Source organism: Azospirillum sp. UENF 112521, from assembly GCF_058780665.1.
The window spans coordinates 997324-1014392 of the sequence record NZ_JBSNCI010000003.1 but is presented as its reverse complement, the minus strand read 5'-3'; the positions used below and the strand labels follow the sequence as shown (position 1 = coordinate 1014392).

The 17069-nt window shown below is 67.2% G+C and carries 15 protein-coding genes; 3 read left to right on the top strand and 12 right to left on the bottom strand.

Annotated features, from left to right (window positions below):
• Positions 1–71 precede the first annotated feature (71 nt).
• Both ACWPN8_RS20190 and ACWPN8_RS20185 read left to right on the top strand, forming a co-directional pair.
• Positions 72–476: a DUF6524 family protein gene (locus ACWPN8_RS20190; RefSeq protein ID WP_109451600.1), complete on the top strand. Its 405-nt coding sequence runs from the start codon at positions 72–74 to the stop codon at positions 474–476.
• Positions 477–500: 24 nt separating this feature from the next.
• Positions 501–905 carry a DUF6524 family protein gene (locus ACWPN8_RS20185; RefSeq protein WP_492242018.1) on the top strand — a complete coding sequence of 135 codons (405 nt, stop codon included), beginning with the start codon at positions 501–503 and terminating at the stop codon, positions 903–905.
• On the opposite strand, the gene ACWPN8_RS20180 is transcribed toward ACWPN8_RS20185, so the two are convergent.
• Both ACWPN8_RS20180 and ACWPN8_RS20175 read right to left on the bottom strand, forming a co-directional pair.
• Positions 856–1593 carry a hypothetical protein gene (locus ACWPN8_RS20180; RefSeq protein WP_492242017.1) on the bottom strand — a complete coding sequence of 246 codons (738 nt, stop codon included), beginning with the start codon at positions 1591–1593 and terminating at the stop codon, positions 856–858. The genes ACWPN8_RS20185 and ACWPN8_RS20180 overlap by 50 nt on opposite strands.
• 51 nt (positions 1594–1644) lie before the next feature.
• The gene (locus ACWPN8_RS20175) at positions 1645–2199 is read right to left on the bottom strand and encodes a hypothetical protein (RefSeq protein ID WP_492242016.1); all 555 of its coding nucleotides are present in this window, start codon (positions 2197–2199) and stop codon (positions 1645–1647) included.
• Positions 2200–2683: 484 nt separating this feature from the next.
• On the opposite strand from ACWPN8_RS20175, the gene ACWPN8_RS20170 reads away from it, so the two are divergent.
• Positions 2684–6007, top strand: a complete 3324-nt coding sequence (locus ACWPN8_RS20170; protein WP_247873296.1) for an ABC transporter substrate-binding protein — start codon at positions 2684–2686, stop codon at positions 6005–6007.
• Between the two features lie 17 nt (positions 6008–6024).
• Here ACWPN8_RS20170 and ACWPN8_RS20165 read toward each other — a convergent pair whose 3' ends face one another.
• From ACWPN8_RS20165 to ACWPN8_RS20120, 10 genes are all read right to left on the bottom strand, one after another.
• Complete coding sequence (locus ACWPN8_RS20165) at positions 6025–6732, bottom strand: GNAT family N-acetyltransferase (protein ID WP_492242015.1); 708 nt, start codon at positions 6730–6732, stop codon at positions 6025–6027.
• A gap of 5 nt (positions 6733–6737) precedes the next feature.
• Positions 6738–8258 (bottom strand): MFS transporter, encoded by a 1521-nt coding sequence (locus tag ACWPN8_RS20160; protein ID WP_492242014.1) that lies wholly within the window; start codon positions 8256–8258, stop codon positions 6738–6740.
• Positions 8207–9169 (bottom strand): hypothetical protein, encoded by a 963-nt coding sequence (locus ACWPN8_RS20155; RefSeq protein WP_492242013.1) that lies wholly within the window; start codon positions 9167–9169, stop codon positions 8207–8209. The genes ACWPN8_RS20160 and ACWPN8_RS20155 overlap by 52 nt, the downstream gene beginning before the upstream one ends.
• A 32-nt stretch (positions 9170–9201) precedes the next feature.
• Entirely contained in the window at positions 9202–10317 is a 1116-nt protein-coding gene (locus tag ACWPN8_RS20150) for an ABC transporter substrate binding protein (RefSeq protein WP_492242012.1), read from the bottom strand.
• A 59-nt stretch (positions 10318–10376) separates the two neighbouring features.
• Positions 10377–11558 carry an alanine racemase gene (alr, locus tag ACWPN8_RS20145; protein ID WP_492242011.1) on the bottom strand — a complete coding sequence of 394 codons (1182 nt, stop codon included), beginning with the start codon at positions 11556–11558 and terminating at the stop codon, positions 10377–10379.
• 105 nt (positions 11559–11663) lie between these two features.
• Complete coding sequence (locus ACWPN8_RS20140) at positions 11664–12080, bottom strand: hypothetical protein (protein ID WP_492242010.1); 417 nt, start codon at positions 12078–12080, stop codon at positions 11664–11666.
• Between the two features lie 73 nt (positions 12081–12153).
• Positions 12154–13242: a tetratricopeptide repeat protein gene (locus tag ACWPN8_RS20135; RefSeq protein WP_492242009.1), complete on the bottom strand. Its 1089-nt coding sequence runs from the start codon at positions 13240–13242 to the stop codon at positions 12154–12156.
• A gap of 75 nt (positions 13243–13317) precedes the next feature.
• Positions 13318–14904: a peptide ABC transporter substrate-binding protein gene (locus tag ACWPN8_RS20130; RefSeq protein ID WP_492242103.1), complete on the bottom strand. Its 1587-nt coding sequence runs from the start codon at positions 14902–14904 to the stop codon at positions 13318–13320.
• Between the two features lie 148 nt (positions 14905–15052).
• On the bottom strand, positions 15053–15985 hold the full coding sequence (locus ACWPN8_RS20125) for a mitofilin family membrane protein (RefSeq protein WP_492242008.1): 933 nt from the start codon (positions 15983–15985) through the stop codon (positions 15053–15055).
• Between the two features lie 871 nt (positions 15986–16856).
• Positions 16857–17024: a hypothetical protein gene (locus ACWPN8_RS20120; RefSeq protein WP_492242007.1), complete on the bottom strand. Its 168-nt coding sequence runs from the start codon at positions 17022–17024 to the stop codon at positions 16857–16859.
• Positions 17025–17069: the final 45 nt, after the last annotated feature.

Below are 17069 nucleotides of genomic sequence, written 5' to 3'. Positions count from 1 at the left end.
TTGACCGGGCAAGGGGGGCGGCGTACGGTTTCCGGACGGGAAAAACCGAAAATTTGTGCAGAGCCGCCGCCATGATGACGACAGCGGGTTTCATCGTCCGGATCATCTTCGCGGTCCTGCTGGTCTTCGGCATCTACAACCCGTCCGGCTATTCCTATTACGACTGGCTCGTCGGCGATCAGGGGCACTGGACGGTCAAGCTGTTCGGCGCGTCGGTGCTGGCTTTCCTGCTGTTCATCCATGCGCAGGCCACGTGGCGTTCGATGAAGCTGATCGGCATTCTGCTGGTGCTTTCGGTCGTGTCGTCGTTCGGCTGGGTCCTGTGGGATTTCGGCGTGATCGATCTGGCCGATCCCACCACCCGTTCGCTTGGCCTGCTTGGCACCGTCGCCATCGTGCTGGGGGCCGGGCAATCCTGGTCGCTCGTGCGCTATCGCCTGAGCGGTCAGGTCGATTCCCAGAACCTGATCGCCTGATCGCCTGATCGGCCGGATGACGCCATGAAGAGCTTCGGTTATCTGATCCGCACCGTAACCTGCTTCCTCCTGCTGTTCGCCACCTGGAACCCGACCGGCTATTCCTATGCCGCCTGGCTCGGCACCGACGACGGCAGCCGCCTGTCGGTGAAGATCGCCGTCGGCCTGCTGCTCCTCGCCCTCTATGCCGCCTATCTGCGGATCGCCTGGGTCGCGCTGCGCCTGCCGGGGGTCCTCACCGCGGTGACGATCCTCTACAGCGGCTACCTGTCGCTGCGGCACCTCGGCGTCGTCGATGTCGACGCACCGTTGTGGAGCAGCTATCTGGCGCTGGTGCTGGCGGGGCTGGTGCTGGCGTCCGGTGTGTGCTGGTCGCATTTCAAACGCCGAATTTCCGGCCAGTCGCACGTCCTGACCCCTCCGCCCTGACCCGTTTCCGCCGGCTGTTGCCGGTCTCGCCGCTGACCGGCGCGCCCAGCGGCAGCATCGATTTGGGCGCGCGGAAATGGCGCTGCTTCTGGAAGAGGCCCAGCGTGTTGTAGCGGTACTCCTGCATGACCAGCACCGCGACCGCCAGGGCCCAGAAATTCAGGCGGTTGAGCAGCCAGAGTCCGAGAAGCATGGCGTAGAGCGTCGCGACCGACGCCAGCGCCGCCAGCGTCAGATCCATCGCCAGGGTCAGCAGGGCCACGCGCCAATAGGTCCGGTAGAAGCCCCAGGCCCCCCGCCCGGCCAGCAAGGCAAAGGCGAAACCGACGACCAGGGTCAGGTTGAGGCGGTCGTCCCGCTCGGCCAGCCACGCCGCCAGCCGGTCCGGAGCCTCGGCCAGCGTGTCGAGGACCAGGGCCTCGAACGCCGGAGGATCGAGATCCCAGGGGCCGCCGACGCCGAACAGCAGATCGGCATTCAGGCCCCCGCCCGGAAGCGGCGTGGTCAGGATGAAGCAGATGCCGATCAGGAACCCGCACAGTTCGACGATGCCGGCGCGGCCGGCGCCGTACGCATGCCAATGCCGCGCGGTGTCGAACAGCGCCCGGTAGACGATCAGCGGTGCCGCGATCAGAAGTGTCCCGATGAGGATGACGGTTCCCGACGCGAACAGCTCTAGGATATCCATGGGCGTCGCTCCCCGTCGCGGGCCTCGGCCTTGCAGGTGTCAGGGCAGGTGTCAGGTTTCGATCTTGCGATACCAGCGCTTGGTCGGGATCAGGCCGGCCCGCTTCGGCTGCCATCCGTTGTCGGTCATGATGCGCTTGATGTGGCGCCGCGCCTCTTCCTCGCTGATGCTGTCGTTGGAGAAATCGCGCAGGATCGATGCAGTCTGGTTGAACTGCTTCTTGCCGATCTTTCCCTTCTTCCCGGCGTGCTTGTCCAGCACCTGCCGGATCCGACGATCGGTTTCGCTTTCGAAAACGAGATCGTAATCGTCGGCAATGCAACGCATGACACCGCGTGCTTCCTCCAGCGTCAGGCCGCAACGGACAACCCCATCCTCCAGGATCCGCCGCTCGGTGTCGCGCTCGATATACTTGCTTGAAATCCCATTCAGCTTGACCAGATCGGCGAATTTACGGCGGCAATCCTCGACTGCTTCGGTCATTTGAAATCCAACCCATTGCGTTGCCAAGTCTACATCGCACCCTGCGAACGAACAGCGCGTCCGCCTGTCCCCACGGTCCCATCCGGCCTTCCCGCCATGCGCAGAGAGCGCATCGAGCGGCAATTTTTGCGTACCTCTTCAGGAAAGCGCGTGCAACATAGTCTCACCGTCTGATTCTTTCCACAATAGACACGCTATATCCATCGGGAACACTCCTACTGGTTTCAGCCGCGCCTTGACTGGAAAAAGGGTTGGTTTATGTTATCCCTGCCAATAACAAATTACCGAATCGGAGAAATGTTTAGATTCCAGACTTTTTGATTTGTTTCAAAGAGAGGTTGCGGCATTCATTAAGAATCTAACACTTAAAGCTGAGAAGGTAGGCATAATCAGAGATTTCCCGGACTTGACCGCGCGCGCCGCGCGTAAGGCTTGATCCTTGCCGGGCCGTCGGGCCTACTGGACCTGCGTAGATCGCCGTCGTCCGGCGCCTGAGCGCCGCCTTCCTGCCGCCTTCCCGCCGAAGTGGAGTCCTGGGGTTGCCCTACCGATGCGCTTGATCGCCATTCTCCTGTTTTTGGCGGCATTGCTTGCCGGAGGATTGGCGGTGCCATCGCTGACGTCGCGATCCGCAATTCGGGAAACTGCCGGCACGGTCCGCATCGCCTATGCCGGAAACCTGTCGGAAGGCGGCCAGGACATCGTAAAAGCGTTGGGGCTTCTGGCGGACGGCATCAACGCCGCCGGCGGAATCGACGGGTTGCAGCTTCAGTTCGTGCCGTTCGACGATCACGGCGTTTCCCCCAGCGCCCGCAAGGTCGCGGCGGAGATCGTGGAGGACGACAGCATTCTGGCGGTGATCGGCCACGACAGCTCCGCCACCTCCCTTGCGGCCGCCCCGATCTATGCCGCCGCCGGCATTCCCGCCCTGTCACCGATGGCAAGCGAGACCAGCCTGACGCGGAACAATGCGTGGTATTTCCGCATCGGGCATTCGGACGAGCGGGAGGCCGCCTTCATGGCCGATTACGTCCGGCTGGGATTGCTTGCCGACTCTGTGGCGCTGCTGCGCACGCCGCAGACGGTCACGGAGCGGCTCGCGGGCCCCCTGCGCGACGTCATGCCGCAGCGTGGTGTCGGGTTGCGGCTGGATGCGGCGATCAGTCCGGCGGCGAGCGGCTTCGCCCGCGACATCGCCGATTTCGTCGGCACTCTGCGCGGGCTGCCTCCCGAGACCGTCGTCGTCCTTCTGGCGACGGAGGAACCGGCGGTCATGCTGATCCAGGCGCTGCGCGACGCGGGTGTGACCAATCGCATTCTCGGTCCCAACTGGCTGGGAGCGCCCTCATTCGGCAAGCAGCTGTCGCGTCTGCCGCGCGAATCGTCTCATCCCGGCCTCTACACCGGCAAGCTCTTCGTCATCAGCTCCTTCCTGCCGGACATCGCCAACCAGCAGGCGAACCGCCTGCTCGCGGCTTACGATGCGCGGTTCGGACCGCTCGGCAACTGGGCGGCGCTCTACGCCTACGACGCCGGGCAGCTTCTGATCGCCGCCGTGCGGCGGGCGGGGCTGGCGGGCAGCTGGAGCACGCGCGCATCGGCGCGGCGCATGGTGCGCGACCAGCTCGCCGCCATCCGTTCGGTGCTGCATGCCGTGCCCGGCGTCACCGGGCCGCTGTATTTCGGCGAGGACGGAACGCCGGAACGGGCGCTCGGCATCGGCCAGTTCACCACCGGCGCCGGGCCGGAGGACGGGCTGACCACGGCGCTGACCCAGCTGCGCTATGCGGCCGATGCGGACGGAAACGGCAACCGCGGCGCGATGAGGCCGCTGTCGGTGGTTCATGTCGGCATGTCGGTCAGCCGCATCTCCGACATCGATCCCGTCAACCGTTCGGCGCGGATCGAGTTCGACCTGTGGTTCCGCTACCGCAACGTTCCCGGCAGTCCGCCGCCGGAAGCGGTCACCGACATCCAGTTCCTCGACACCGTGGAGCCGGTGATCCTGGGCGTTCCCGTCGAACAGGTGCGCAATGGTGACGAGGACTACCGGCTCTACCATGTCACCGGCCGTTTCCTGATGGATGCGTGGCAGGACGCCCGTCCGCCGCTGGGCGGACATCGGGTCGGCCTGCGGTTCCGCAGCCGCGACCTCAATCATGAGCGGATGATCTTCGCCGCCGACGAAGGCGACGGCTCCGCCCACCGCGACCTCGCGCGTGTGCTCGCCGGGCGCAAGGTGGCCGGGGCCGGCTGGGCGGTGACGGACGCGGTTCTCACCGCCGACATCCCGGCGGCGGTGCCCGGAGCCCAGCTCCGGCCCGAGGAGCGGCGCGCCGGGCGCGATGCCCCGACGGTCCGCTTTGAATTGTCGATCGAACCGCAGGATCGCGGGTTGCGCCGGCAGATCGGCGGGCTTCCGGCGCTCATCGGGGTGTGGGGCGCCTGTCTGCTGCTGCTGGCCTTGCGCGGGGCCGAGGCATGGCAGTCCGACCGCCGCTTCCCCCGCCTGTTCCTGCTGGCCGAGTCGGCGGCGACCGGGGTCGGCCTGCTTGCCGCCGAATCGGCACTGATCGACGGCTTCGCGCGGATCGATGCCGAACGGGCGATGGCCGCCACCGTCACCGTGTTCGACGTGGCATGGTGGCTTGTCCCCGCCCTGTTCATCAATCTGGCCCTTCACCGCTTCGCCTGGGACCCGCTGGAGGCGTCCAGCGAGCGGGCGATCCCGCAGGTGGTCAAGAGCACGGTGTCGCTGCTGATCCTGATCCTGGCGGTCTTCGGCGTGATCGCGCAGGTCTTCCAGAAGGACCTGACCAGCCTGCTCGCCACCTCCGGCGTGCTGGCGATGATCATCGGCCTGTCGCTGCAGAGCAACCTGTCCAACATCTTCTCCGGCATGGTGCTGAACCTGGAGCGGCCGTTCCGCCGCGGCGACTGGATCAAGGTGGGGGACGCGCCCATCGGTCAGGTGATCGACATCTCCTGGCGTTCGACCAAGATCCAAACCTTCAACAACACGGTGGTCAGCATTCCGAATGCGGTCGCGGCGGGGACGCGGATCGAAAACTGCTCGCACCCCAACAACCGCTTCATCGCCCAGATGCTGCTGCATGTGACGCTGGGCCACGATCCCGACCGGATCGTCAACCTGCTGACCGACGCGCTGCGGCTGGTGAAGAGCGTCGACGGGCGCAAGCATCTCGGCCTGGTCTGGGTGAAGTTCAACGGCATCGACGAATTCGGGATGCGCTTCCTGGTTTCGTTCGACCTGACGGACCGCTCGCTGCTGCAATCGCAGGAACATGCGGTTCTGATCAGCATCCATTCCGTTTTCCGCCATGCCGGGGTGACGCTGGCGCAGCGCCACGCCAACATCCGGCTGGTGGAGGGAGGAACCGACGCGGCCGACGCCCATCCGGACGCGGCATCGCTGATTGCCGCCGCTCCCCTGTTCCAGCCGCTGGACAATCTGGCCCGCGAGCGGCTGGCTGCCGGCGCCCGGCCGCAGCGGGTCGCCATCGGCACGCCGCTGTACCGCCAGGGCGATGCCGGGCGGTCGCTGTTCCTGGTGGCGGAGGGCATCGTGGCGCTCAGCACCACCGGCCTGGACGGCACCGAGATCGAGCTGTCCCGGCTTGGACCGGGTGCCTTGTTTGGGGAGGGCGCCCTGCTGGACGGGGCCGCGAGGACGAGTTCGGCGCGGACCCTGGGCCCGGCGCTGCTGTACGAGATCGACGAGACGGTGCTGGCACAGGCGCTGGACGGCCAGCCGTCGCTGCGCGACCTGCTGGGCCGCATCGCATCCACCCGCTCGGCGGACGGGCACAACGGCGGCCGCCCGGACGAGGACGACCGTCAGCGCGGGCAGGGGACCGGCATGCTCGCCCGGCTGCGCGACGCCTTCGGCTTCAGCGATGTCAACGCGTGACGATGTGACCGAGAAGTCTATCCCGACCGCGTCCGCGCCCTGATGCGGTCGACGAGGCAGCCGGGAACCGGGGGGGCGAAGTGGACATGGCCGGCCGCGGCACCTTGCGGCCAGCCGATCCATCCCCGCGCCATCAACTCCAGCTGACGCGGCAGGTCCATCAGCGCCACCATCTCTCCGCCATCGGGAATCTCGCCGTCGCCCGGCGTGATGCGGAACAGGGTATGGCGCAAGTGGCCGTCAAATTTGGGAGCGGCCCAGACCATGGCGAAGCCGCAGGCCAGCATGCTGCGCAGGCTGGGCGGATTGTCGGCGCGCACGGTGACGAAGCCGTAGTCGTGCGGGGACTGAGGGAACAGCCGCCAGTCGACCGCCGCGACCAACCGCTGCTGCAACCGCTGCCCCCGGAAGGCGGGATCGACGATCACCGCGGTCCAGTGGACCACCGCGTCCAGCTCCTCCTCCACAAGCCCGAAGGGAAGGCCCATCAACTCGGGCTGCCGGCCGGGAAACAGCAGCGAGAAGAAGCCGACCAGCCGGTCGCCGGCCAACGCCCCCACCGTCAGGCCGCGGGGGCCGAGCATCTCGGCGATCTGGCCGCCGTTGACCGGATACATGCGGTCGCCGATAGCCGCATCCTGCAACGCGGCGATGGCCGGCGCCCAGCTGCCGTCGAGAACCGCCAGGCGCAGCGGACTGCCCTCTGTCCGTGCCTGTGCCGCCATCTCCCTCATGCCGTCTTGGCCATGAACGGGCGCCGGCGCAGGGCCAGGACGGACAGTCCCAGATGAAGCAGCAGCGCCGCCGCCAGCCCCAGGCCGATCAGAGTCGCGCCCGCCCCGCCGGCGACCGCGGCGGCACTGAACAGCATCGGGCCGATGACCTGACCGATCTTCCGGGCGTTCAGATGATAGGATTGCGGAACCGCGAGCCCATGGGTGCCCACGACAGGCAGCCGCTCGAGATAGCGCTGCTGCGCGGTCAGACCGAAACTGTCGCTGAGGCCGAGAAGCAGGATCGCCAGGAACGCCCCGACCAGGCTTCCGGTCAGCGCGAAGGTCGTCAGCCCCGCCGCCATGATGAGGCCGGAGGCGAGGACCGGCAGGCCGGGTGCGACGTTGCTCGACCGCATCAGGCGCGACAGCAGCGGACCGAGATAGACGATGCACAGGCCGTAGAGCAGGAAGGCCTGCCCGACCGTGGAGGCCGGCTGTCCCAACCCGCTGGCGAACAGGGGGAAATAATAGATCAGGAACATGCTGCAGGCGGAGGTCGGAACCGACACCAGCAGCAGGAAGGCGAGGAAGGACCCGTCGCTCCACACCCGCCGTGCGGGAGCCGTGTCGCCGTCCGGCTTCGCCACGGCGGGGGCGGCGGCAGCGATGGCGGCCGCTCCCGCCGGTTCGGGCGTCAGCAGCAGCAACTGCGCGATGCCCAGCGTCAGCACGACGGCGGCGATCAGGAAAACCGCGTGGGGGCCGATCGCGTCCGCCAGCAGGCTGCCGACGACCGCGCCGCAATTGACGCCGACATACATGCCGGAGAACAGGTCGGAATAGGCTCCCGTCGCCGGATCGATCCGGCGGATGCGGTCGATCAGGCGATACAGCCCCATCAGTGCCGTCATCGTTCCGGCACCCACCAGACCGCGCGCCACGATGAACAGGACCGGGTCGCCGGTCACCCCGGAGATCAGGGCGCCCAGCACGGCGACTGCCAGACCGGCGGCGGTCATCGTCCGCCAGGGCAGCCGCGCGCCGATCCGTCCCGCCAGCAGGATCGCCAGCGCGCCGCACAGCATCTCCACCGACACCGGAATCGCCGCCGCCTGGGGCGGGGCCAATCCGAACAGGCCGCGGTCGAAGGTCTGCATGATGACCGGCACGAAGGAGGCCGACAGGAACATGCCGAAATAGAGCATGAAGGTGAGGAAGCGGAGTCCGGCCAGGGACCGGCCGGTCGCGGCGGCGGCAGCGGCGCCCTCTACCACTGCCTCTGTCTCGGCTACCGTCTCCACCGTCGGCCGCATCCGCCGGCTGACGAAGGCGTGCAGTTCATAGATGAACATCAGCGAGATGATCAGGATCGTCACGTTGTTGGCGACGACCTCCAGCATGTTGCGCTGGATGAAGTCGCTGTCGATGACGATGCGCAGGGTCGGCGTCAGGAAGTCCGCGTCGGTCGCCAGCGCCCGTCCTGTCACCAGATCCCCCTTGGCCGCCGGTTGGCCGAAGCCGAGCGAGCCCGACAATCCGCCCCCTCGGGGACAGCCAGCGACATGCCCTTGAAGTGGGGAACGATGGCGACGATCTCGCGGAAGTAATCGTCGATGCCTGAGAAGGAGCGGTAGGTCGCCCCGCGCCCGATGACGGAGCCGATGTCGGTCGCCACGATGTTCTCGACGATCCCGGTGGTGTTCTCCACGGTGCGCAGATAGGCCTCGCTGAAGGCGCCGTAGCCGGTCACGCCGACCGCGATCTGCACCAGCGCCGCCACTGTGAGCGCCGCTCGCCCGGAGCGGGGCCGTCCGAGCCCGCCGCGCCTGCGTTCCGGCAGCAGGGCAAGGCCGCCCAGCAGGAGGATCGCGACCCCACCCAGCGCGCCGACGAGGATCAGCGTGTGCCGTTCAAAGGCGCGGACGTAATCGTCGATCACCGAATCGCTGGCCGCGATCATCAGGGTGCCGATCCAGCGCCCATCGCTGGGATCGCGGATCGCCAGATACAGTTCGTACGACCGGTTGTCGGTATCGTGATAATTGAATGAGGTGTTGCGCTTGAATTCCTCCGCTGACCGGCGCTGTTCATAGCCGGTCAGCCGGTCGCCGACGCGATCCTTGAAGCCGTAGGTGCCGATGGCGTAGGCGACCTGTCCGCTCGGCAGTGCCACCGCGACCCCGTCCGCCTGCGGCAGATAGGTCCTCAACTGGTTGAGCGCCCGCTCCATGCCGAAGAAATTGTCGATGGTCTTGCCGTACTTCACCGCATATTCGATGCTGGTGACCACCTTTCGGCCGGCAACGCTGAAGGTGGAGAACAGCGCATCGCCGCAATCCCGCCGGAAGGTGCCGAGATTGACGCCGGCGCTGAAGACCAGCGCCGCCACGATCAGCAGCACGGATGGCAGGAAGGTCGCCAGGAAACGGCCGGTCTTGCGTTGCACGGTGCGGGTCCTCTCGGCTGATGGCGGGCCGCTCAAGGCATGGCGCCGAGGCTGGTGTAGATGTTGTCGGCGGCCAGCAGCGCCGACATCGCCGGGCGGTAGCCCATCCGGTTCGCAACCGCCAGGTTCCAGGCGATGGTCGGGGTGTCGAAATAGATCTGGCGCATCTCCGCCAGCCTCTCGCCATTGGCCAGCCGGGCGATCACCGACGCGCCGAACTGGCCGATTCCGTCGAAATCGCTACGGGCGACGCTCATCAGGGCGCCCTGCGCCACCTCCTCCGGCCCAAGCTGCGAGAAGGTTGGGATGCCGCGCTCCTGGAAGATGCGGACCAGGGCCGGAAAGCGTTCCAGGCTCCAGCGGCCGAAGGTGATGTACATCGCGTCGACCTGCCGGGAGAGGTCGCCCCAGGCCGCGGCGAGGTCGGCGTAATAGCGTTCCTGATCGTCGGGCCCGGCGGGCGCCTGGACATGGCGCGCCACAAGCTCGAACCCCAGCTGTCCCGCCATCGCCTCGATGTCGGCGATGGAGGCGATGGCACGGCCGGCCGGGCTGTTCTCGTAGGCGATCCCCAGCCGGCGGAAGCCGAAGGTCTCGTGGAAGATGCGGATCTGGCGGTGATAGCGCTCGGGATCGACATGGGCCCAGACATGATTGCGGCCGGAGCGCTCCGCGGCGGTGACGATGCCGGCGGCGACCGCATTGGTCGTGGAGAACACCAGCGTCGGAACGGCGTGGCGGTCCAGCGCCAGCTTCCGCCCGGCGATGGTGCCCATGACGATCATCAGGTCGATGTCGCTGCCGCTTTCCAGCCGCTGGAGGATCGGTTCCGCCGACGCCTGATCCAGCCCGCCGTACCAGCCGTCGGGGACGAAGCGGATGCGCGGCCCCAGATCGCGCGCCGACAGCCAGCGCCACAGCGCCTCGCTGTCGCTCTGGCCGGCGTCATAGGGCATGCGTGCCGCTCCGTTCAGCCAGGACAGGGCGTCTAGCCCCTTCACGATGCTGGCCAGGGTGCCCGCATAATTGCCGTAGGGCATCGTTTCGGCATAGCCGATGCGCCAGTGCCGCCCGTCGGTCAGCTTCGGCAGCAATGCGTTGTCGGTCGCGCGGCCTGCATGCGCGCCACGCGGAAGAAGGGCGCTCATGACCGCTGTGCCGGCACCGGCGATCACTTGGCGCCGGTTCGGCATCTGTCCGCATCGGCTCATTCCACGCCCCCCACCAGTTCCCCAACCTCGCCGGCGAAGCGGCGCGCCACGCGCGGTCCCAGCATCAGAACGGCCGACGGGCGGATGCCGTTGGCCTTGCCGATGTCCTCCACCGTGATCGTCTCGATGCCCTGCGCCCCGACGAACACCGCCTCGTCGCCCAGTGCGGCGTCCGGGATGTCGGTGACATCCGCCAGGACCTTGCCCATGAAGGCTTCACCGATCAGCGGAGCCCGCCGCCCGCGGATCAGCACGGCGCTGTCGCGGAAGCGCAGCAGATAGGGGAGGTCGGCATAGCCCACCGGGATCATCGCGGCCCGTCCTCCGGTTCCGGCCGGCCCCCCACGTCGTCCATCGCTCCGTCGCCGGGCGGCCGGGCCGTATCCGATGTCGTCGCCCGGCTCCAGCCGGCAGAGATGCGCGACGCGGGAGACCAGCTCCATCACCGGCCGGAACGGGAAGGGCGCGCCGCCGGCCTCGACCATGCGGATGCCGTAGAGCACGGCACCCAGCCGGACCATGTCGAAGCGGGCGTCGGGGGCGTTGAACAGGCCGGGGCTGGTGACGGCATGGACGAGCGGTGGCCTCGGCAAGTCGGCCGGCAGCCGGTCGATCAGAGTGCGGAAGCCCGCGACCTCCCGCCCGATCTGGGCGGTATCGTCCCGGTAGGGACCGATCATGTGGGTGAACAACCCCTCCACCCGCAGATTGGCAAGGCTGCGCAACGCGCGCAGGAGGGAGACCACCGCGTCCCCGTCCGCGCCCAGCCCGGCGCAGTCGGATCTGGCCCTGACATGAATGTCCGCCGGGCGTCCGGCCCGGCGGGCGGCGGCTTGCAGCGCTTCGGCCGCTTCGACATCGCTGACGGTCGCCGTCAGGCCGAACCCGATCATGGCGGACGCGTCGCCGGGGCAAAGCGGGTTCATCACCAGGATCGGCGATGCGACCCCCGCCTGCCGCAGCTCGATTCCTTCATCCGGGCTGTCGACGGCGAAACCGTCGATGCCTGCACGTTCGAGCGCCCGGGACACGGCAAGGGCGCCATGACCATAGGCGTTGGCCTTGACCACGCCCAGGATGCGGGCGCCACGGTCCAGCATCGATCTGGCCATCGCGAGATTGGACGTCAGCCGGTCGATATGAAGGACGGTGTGGCAGCCTGCGACATCAACGGTCATGACGACCGGCCCGTACCGCTGTTTTCGGTTGCTTGCATCGTCTCCGCTCTGGAAATCCGACCGGAACCCGCGGGCCCCGGACCAACCACACTCAATCGCTCGCCATCAATGGGCCGCTGCCGGGATGATCCCGGCGTCGGCCGGGCCATGGGCTCCGGCCGGGTCGGGGCCGTGTCCCGTTCCATGGTCGGCACCATGACCTGCCCCATGCCCACCGCCATGGCCGCCTCCGAAGATCGAGGCGATCGGGCTGGAATGCCCGCCGCCGTGATCCCCGCCATGGTCGTTGCTGACGCCAAGCAGGCCGTAGATCACCAGCAGCAGGACGCTGGTGCTGTGGCCGCCGCCATGGTCGTCATCGTGGCTTTCGCCATGGCCCTTGCCCTTGCTGCGGTGCGCCGACGCATGCTTGACCTCGGCATGGACCGGCACCGCATGGCGGACCTGACGGCCACCGTGCCCGCTGCCGCCGCCATGCCCACCCGCGGCCACGGCCGGAGCCGCCGCGACCAGGATGGCCATAGCCGCGGCCGCCGCGGCCATGGTTGTGGAGTGTGCGCTCCGCCTCATGCTTCGGCCCCCCTCCGTCATGTCGTCAGTTCATGCTGGCGGTGGCCGGCACGTTCTGGACGGTGCCGATCAGGTTTTCGGTGTAGACGACTTCCTTGGGCGCCAGCTTCAGCGCCTTGGCGGTCATCCGCTCCGCCTCCTCGCGGCGTCCCTGGGCGCTCAGCACCTCCGCCCAGCTCGAATAGACGTCGGAGAAATTCTGATCGGCCCGGCTGGCCTCGTCGAACTTGGCATAGGCCTCGTCGATCCGGCCGGTCAGGGCCAGGGTGAAGCCCCATTCGCTCAGCGCCGCCGCCTTCACCGCCGGGCTCTGCGCCACGTTGGGGTGCTGCACCACCGCGGTGAAGTTCCGCACCGCCAACTCGTATTCGCCGAGCCGGGCATTGACGACGCCCAGGTTCAGGCGCGGCGACAGGAAGTTCGGGTCGAGATGCACCGCCTCCTCGAACTGGTGGATGGCGCCGTGGCGGTCGTTCTGCTGGTACAGAACCATGCCCCACAGATTGTGCAGCCAGGGGGCGTAGCGCGAGTCGTGCCCTTCCAGCTCCCGGCGCAGGATTTCCAGGGTCGGGGTGAAGTCGCGCGACAGCCGGTCGCGCTTGAACTGGTAGGCGGCCAGAATGTAGGGGTTCACCACGCGCATCGCCTCATAGGCGGCGCCGTGGATCAGGCCCTTCATGTCGTCGACCGAGCCGTTGCGCGAGATCCGCGTCTTGTTGTGGTGGCTGTCGTAGCTGCGCAGGATGAATTCGACCTGCTGGTCGTGGCGCACGATTTCCCCGGAGAAGGTGAAGGGGATCATGTGCGCCGATTCCTGCACCACGCGGATCAGCGGGGTGACGCCGAGATATTCGCCCAGCACCGAGGTGGCGCTCTGGTCGGCATGCAGTTCGACCTGACGGGCTTCGGCCTTGGTGAAGGCCTGCCGCTCGATCTCCTGCATGTCGTCGGCCAGCTTGGTGATCACCACCGCCGGCGTCAGCCCGGTTTCCTGGGAGATCGAGTCGGGCACGTCGACATAGTCGAAATGGATGGTCTGGGTATCGGTGAACACGGCGAAGCCGAAGGCCATCGCCAGTGTCACCAGCGGAATGGTGAGAAGGCCGAAATCCATGTGTTTCCCCCTGTCGCTTTGCTTTCGCTGTGTCGTCTGTCTGCTGTCAGGCTGCCGTGGTCGCCGTGGCGGCGGTCACGAGGCGGCCTTTTCGGCGAAGGACAGGAAGCGGCTGGGATGGACGTCGCGCACGTTGTAGACCCAGCCCTTGATCTGCTGGCTGACCAGCGATTTGGTGGAGAAGTGGTAGATCGGGATGACCGGGTCGTCGTCGATCATCGCCTTCTCGGCCTGGCCGAGCAGGGAGGAACGCTGGGCCGCATCCTCGCTGGCCGCCGCCTTGGCGAGCAGATCGTCATACTTGCGGCTGCGGTATCCGGGATCGTTGCGCGGCGGCAGGGCGGTGGACAGCATCAGGTTCAGGAAGACGGTGGGGTCGGCGTAATCGCCGATCCAGGCGGCGCGGACGATCTGGAAATCGCGCCGCGCGCGGCGCTTCAGGTAATCGGTGCGTTCGACGCTGACCGGCTTGACCTGGATGCCCTTGCCGAATGCGTCCTGCCACATGGAAATGACGGCGTCGGCGATGACGCGGTTGTTTTCCGACTGGTTGTAGAGGATCTCGACCGCCAGCGGCTGCATCGGGCTGAAGCCCGCGGCCGAGAACAGGCGGCGCGCCTCGCGCAGGCGGTTGTCCATCGGCTCGGCGATGAAGTCGGCGGTCTGGCGGCGATAGTTGGGGACGATCGGCGGCACCAGCCCATAGGCGGGCGTCTCGCCGGCGCGGGTGACCTTGTCGACGATGTTCTCGCGGTTGACCGCAAGCGACAGCGCGCGGCGCAGGTCGCGGTTGCTCTTGAACGGCTCGACCGTCAGGTTGAAGGCGTAATAGTAGGTGGCCAGGAAGGGCCTGTTCCAGAACACCTTCGGTTCGGTCAGAGAGATCCACTTCACCCGGTCCTGCGGCACCTCGTAGGTGAGGTGGAGGGTGCCGGCCTTGAAGCGGTCGACCTCCTCGGCGGCGTCGTCGATGGGGAAGAAGTTGACCTTGTCGATCGAGACGCCGCTGCGGCCGTGGAAATTGGCGTTCCTGCCCAGGCCGATCTGCTGGCGGGCCCGCCATTCCTCAAGCACATAGGCGCCGTTGGTCACCATCTTGCCGGGATCGGTCCAGCGCTCGCGCTGCAACTCGACGGTGCCGCGATGCACGGGCAGGGCGCTGTTGTCGGCGGCGATCAGGTCGAGGAAATAGGGAGTGGCCGCTTCCAGCGCGATGGTCACGGTGCGCGGGTTCGGCGCCGCGACGCCCAGCGTGTCGGCCGGCTTGGTGCCGTCGATGACGGCGGCGGCACCCTTGATGACGCGCATGTTGGAGGAGGGCTGGATGCCGTCCTTGGGCGTCAGGGCGCGGCGCAGGCTGTAGACGAAATCCTCGGCCGTCACCGCGTCGCCGTTGGACCAGCGGGCGTCGGCACGGAGCTGGAAGCTGTAGAGCTTGCCGTCCTCCGACACCTGCCAGCTTTCGGCGACGCCCGGCAGGATGCGGCCGTCAGGGCCATACACCACCAGCCCCTCGAACAGGTCGCGCAGGATGTTCGATTCGATGCGTCCGTCCGTGCGGTGCGGGTCCAGCGTCGACGGCTCGCCACCGTTGCCGCGGTTCAGCACCGTTGCCGCCTGCGCCGCCGTCCCGGCGAAAAGCGCAAGCCCGGCGGCAACCATCACCGCCGATACCTTTTTCTTTAGCTCTGTCACCGGTAGCCTCGCAGTCTGGCGGTGGAATCGGAAAATGATCGGTGTCCGGCCCACCGGTCCGGGGCCGCAGGCCGCCAAGCGGCCGGACGCGCATCCCGGCAGCGGGCCGACTTCCTTATTGGGTGCCGGCGGCGCTCCAGCTGCGGATCCTGGTTTCCAGGAGGGCGCCGGTCCGCTCCGCGGCCAGCCGGGCGCGGGCGTCGGCCAGCCAGGGTGCCGCCACCGGTGCGGCAACGCCGTCGAGCGACGCCATGACATCGATGGCCGCCGCGAGTTCTCCGGCTTCGAGCCGGGCCGCCGTGGCCGCCAGCAGCGCCGGAGTCCTGCTTTCCGCCGCTTGCGGAGCCGCCGGTTGCGGGGCTGTCGGATCGGCGGCCTGCGGCGGCGAGTCGGACGCCGATGCCAGGATGACGGTCGAGAGGCCGGTCATCCAGCCCCAGACGGTTTCGCGCAGTCCGCCCGCACCGTCCTGCACCTCCGCCTGGAGAGCGGACGGCACAAGCAGCCCGAAGGACGCATAGAGCTGGGTCCGGGTCGGCACGCCCTTGGCCGCGTAGCCCGACACCGAATCGAGAGCCTTCGACAGTTCGGCGTCCGTCGCGGCGGAGAGGCGCATCAGCGCGAGGTCGTCGGCGAAGGGGTCGGACTTGCCGAGCGACTCCTTCAGCAGGCGTGCCGCGATCACCGAAACCGCACGGCCGGTGACGGCCTGCTGGTCGGTTCGCTTGCCGGCCGCCGCGACCGCCTGTTCCAGCGCCGTCAGCTTCTCCGGCATCGCCGTCAGCCCCGCGACGGTCCGCTCCAGCGTATCGAGTTTCAGCTGGCTGCGGCTCGGAGACAGGAAGGACGAGCGCAGGTCGTCGGAATAGAGAACGGTGCCGCACACCGCTGCCGCCGCCAGCAGGATGGTCAGGACGACCGGACCGTTGCTGCGGCCGGGCTGCACGATGGCGGGCGCGGTCTGGGGGCCGGGCGTGGCCGTTTCGGACGCCTGCCGGTCGATGCCGGATCGGCTGCCGGTTTCTTCGGTGGATTGGACGTCTTGCATACGGTCACGCTCCGCTCGGGTTTGGCATGGGCTGCTGCGGTCCACAAGTCACTGTCGACGACCGGTTTCCAAGCCGGCGACAGGGGCGGCGCCGACGGTGCCGGGGGCATCGTCTTCCTGCAGCGTCGGCATGTGAAAAGGCGGTTCTTGATTCGAGTGTCCAGTAGTCCGCATATCTCATATCGGACAGGCTACCTCAATCAGGGTAAACGGAAAAGCGTTCACGGGAAATTTGCAGACTTGATCAGTGTTGAAACTTTTCGTTCTGAGTCAGAGTCTTATTGTTGTCTATCCGAGAAATTTTCATCAAAGGATGCGCTGGCTTATCAGTGGCAACATGTTAGGTTGAAAATGTAATCAGCGGTGATAACAAGGATTTTTGCGACTGATTCCTTGGAAAGTTACGGCTCTTAACAGTCTTCGCAGGGAAAGCCCTTCTCAAAGATTGCGCAGAATCATTGCTTATATTTCAGAACGTCGTATCCCAACATGGTCATTCATAATTCGTTAGGCTTCCTCGGGTCCAATGACGGCAGGCGAGGTTTGCGCGCCGGCCGGGGGAAGCTGGGTCCATATCCGGGACGGTCGTGCGTTCGCTGCTTCGTCGACCGGAACGGGCATCATCGAACGCCGGAATCTACATGCCGAATGTGTTTGGAACGGTGGATCGCACCATGGCGGGCCAAGACCAGCCTCATGTCGTCGGCTCCGCAAGGCTGGCGAAGGGACCCCGGCAGCGGGGCCGGAAGCGGCTCGGCCAGCCGGTAGCGCTCTTGCGGAGCGTGGGGCTGTCCCGCGCGGTGTCCTCTGCGGTTTCCGCCGCAATTCTTCTGGCATCGATGTCGGCGGCATCCGCCGCGGCCTGGAGCCGTCACGGAACGGAAGCGGAGGACGAGGCTGCCGTCAGGGTGCGGCGCCCGTCCGCCGCTCCGACCGCCGCCTCGTCCGCCGCTCCATCCGCTGATGGGGCTTGGCTTTCCGGCACCGGCCAATGGATCGGCTCGACCGCCTGCTCGGCGGCAAGCGCGGTGGTGAACACGGCAACCGCACCGGTCGCGGCGGTCGGCAGCTATATTTCCAGCGG

Excerpts from the sequence above, each read along its gene's own strand:
- ACWPN8_RS20190 (WP_109451600.1), top strand. The coding sequence starts at position 72 with ATGATGACGACAGCGGGTTTCATCGTCCGGATCATCTTCGCGGTCCTG.
- ACWPN8_RS20185 (WP_492242018.1), top strand. The coding sequence starts at position 501 with ATGAAGAGCTTCGGTTATCTGATCCGCACCGTAACCTGCTTCCTCCTG.
- ACWPN8_RS20180 (WP_492242017.1), bottom strand. The coding sequence starts at position 1,593 with ATGGATATCCTAGAGCTGTTCGCGTCGGGAACCGTCATCCTCATCGGG.
- ACWPN8_RS20165 (WP_492242015.1), bottom strand. The coding sequence starts at position 6,732 with ATGGCGGCACAGGCACGGACAGAGGGCAGTCCGCTGCGCCTGGCGGTT.
- ACWPN8_RS20150 (WP_492242012.1), bottom strand. The coding sequence starts at position 10,317 with ATGAGCGCCCTTCTTCCGCGTGGCGCGCATGCAGGCCGCGCGACCGAC.
- alr (WP_492242011.1), bottom strand. The coding sequence starts at position 11,558 with ATGACCGTTGATGTCGCAGGCTGCCACACCGTCCTTCATATCGACCGG.
- ACWPN8_RS20140 (WP_492242010.1), bottom strand. The coding sequence starts at position 12,080 with ATGGCCATCCTGGTCGCGGCGGCTCCGGCCGTGGCCGCGGGTGGGCAT.
- ACWPN8_RS20135 (WP_492242009.1), bottom strand. The coding sequence starts at position 13,242 with ATGGATTTCGGCCTTCTCACCATTCCGCTGGTGACACTGGCGATGGCC.
- ACWPN8_RS20130 (WP_492242103.1), bottom strand. The coding sequence starts at position 14,904 with ATGGTTGCCGCCGGGCTTGCGCTTTTCGCCGGGACGGCGGCGCAGGCG.
- ACWPN8_RS20125 (WP_492242008.1), bottom strand. The coding sequence starts at position 15,985 with ATGCAAGACGTCCAATCCACCGAAGAAACCGGCAGCCGATCCGGCATC.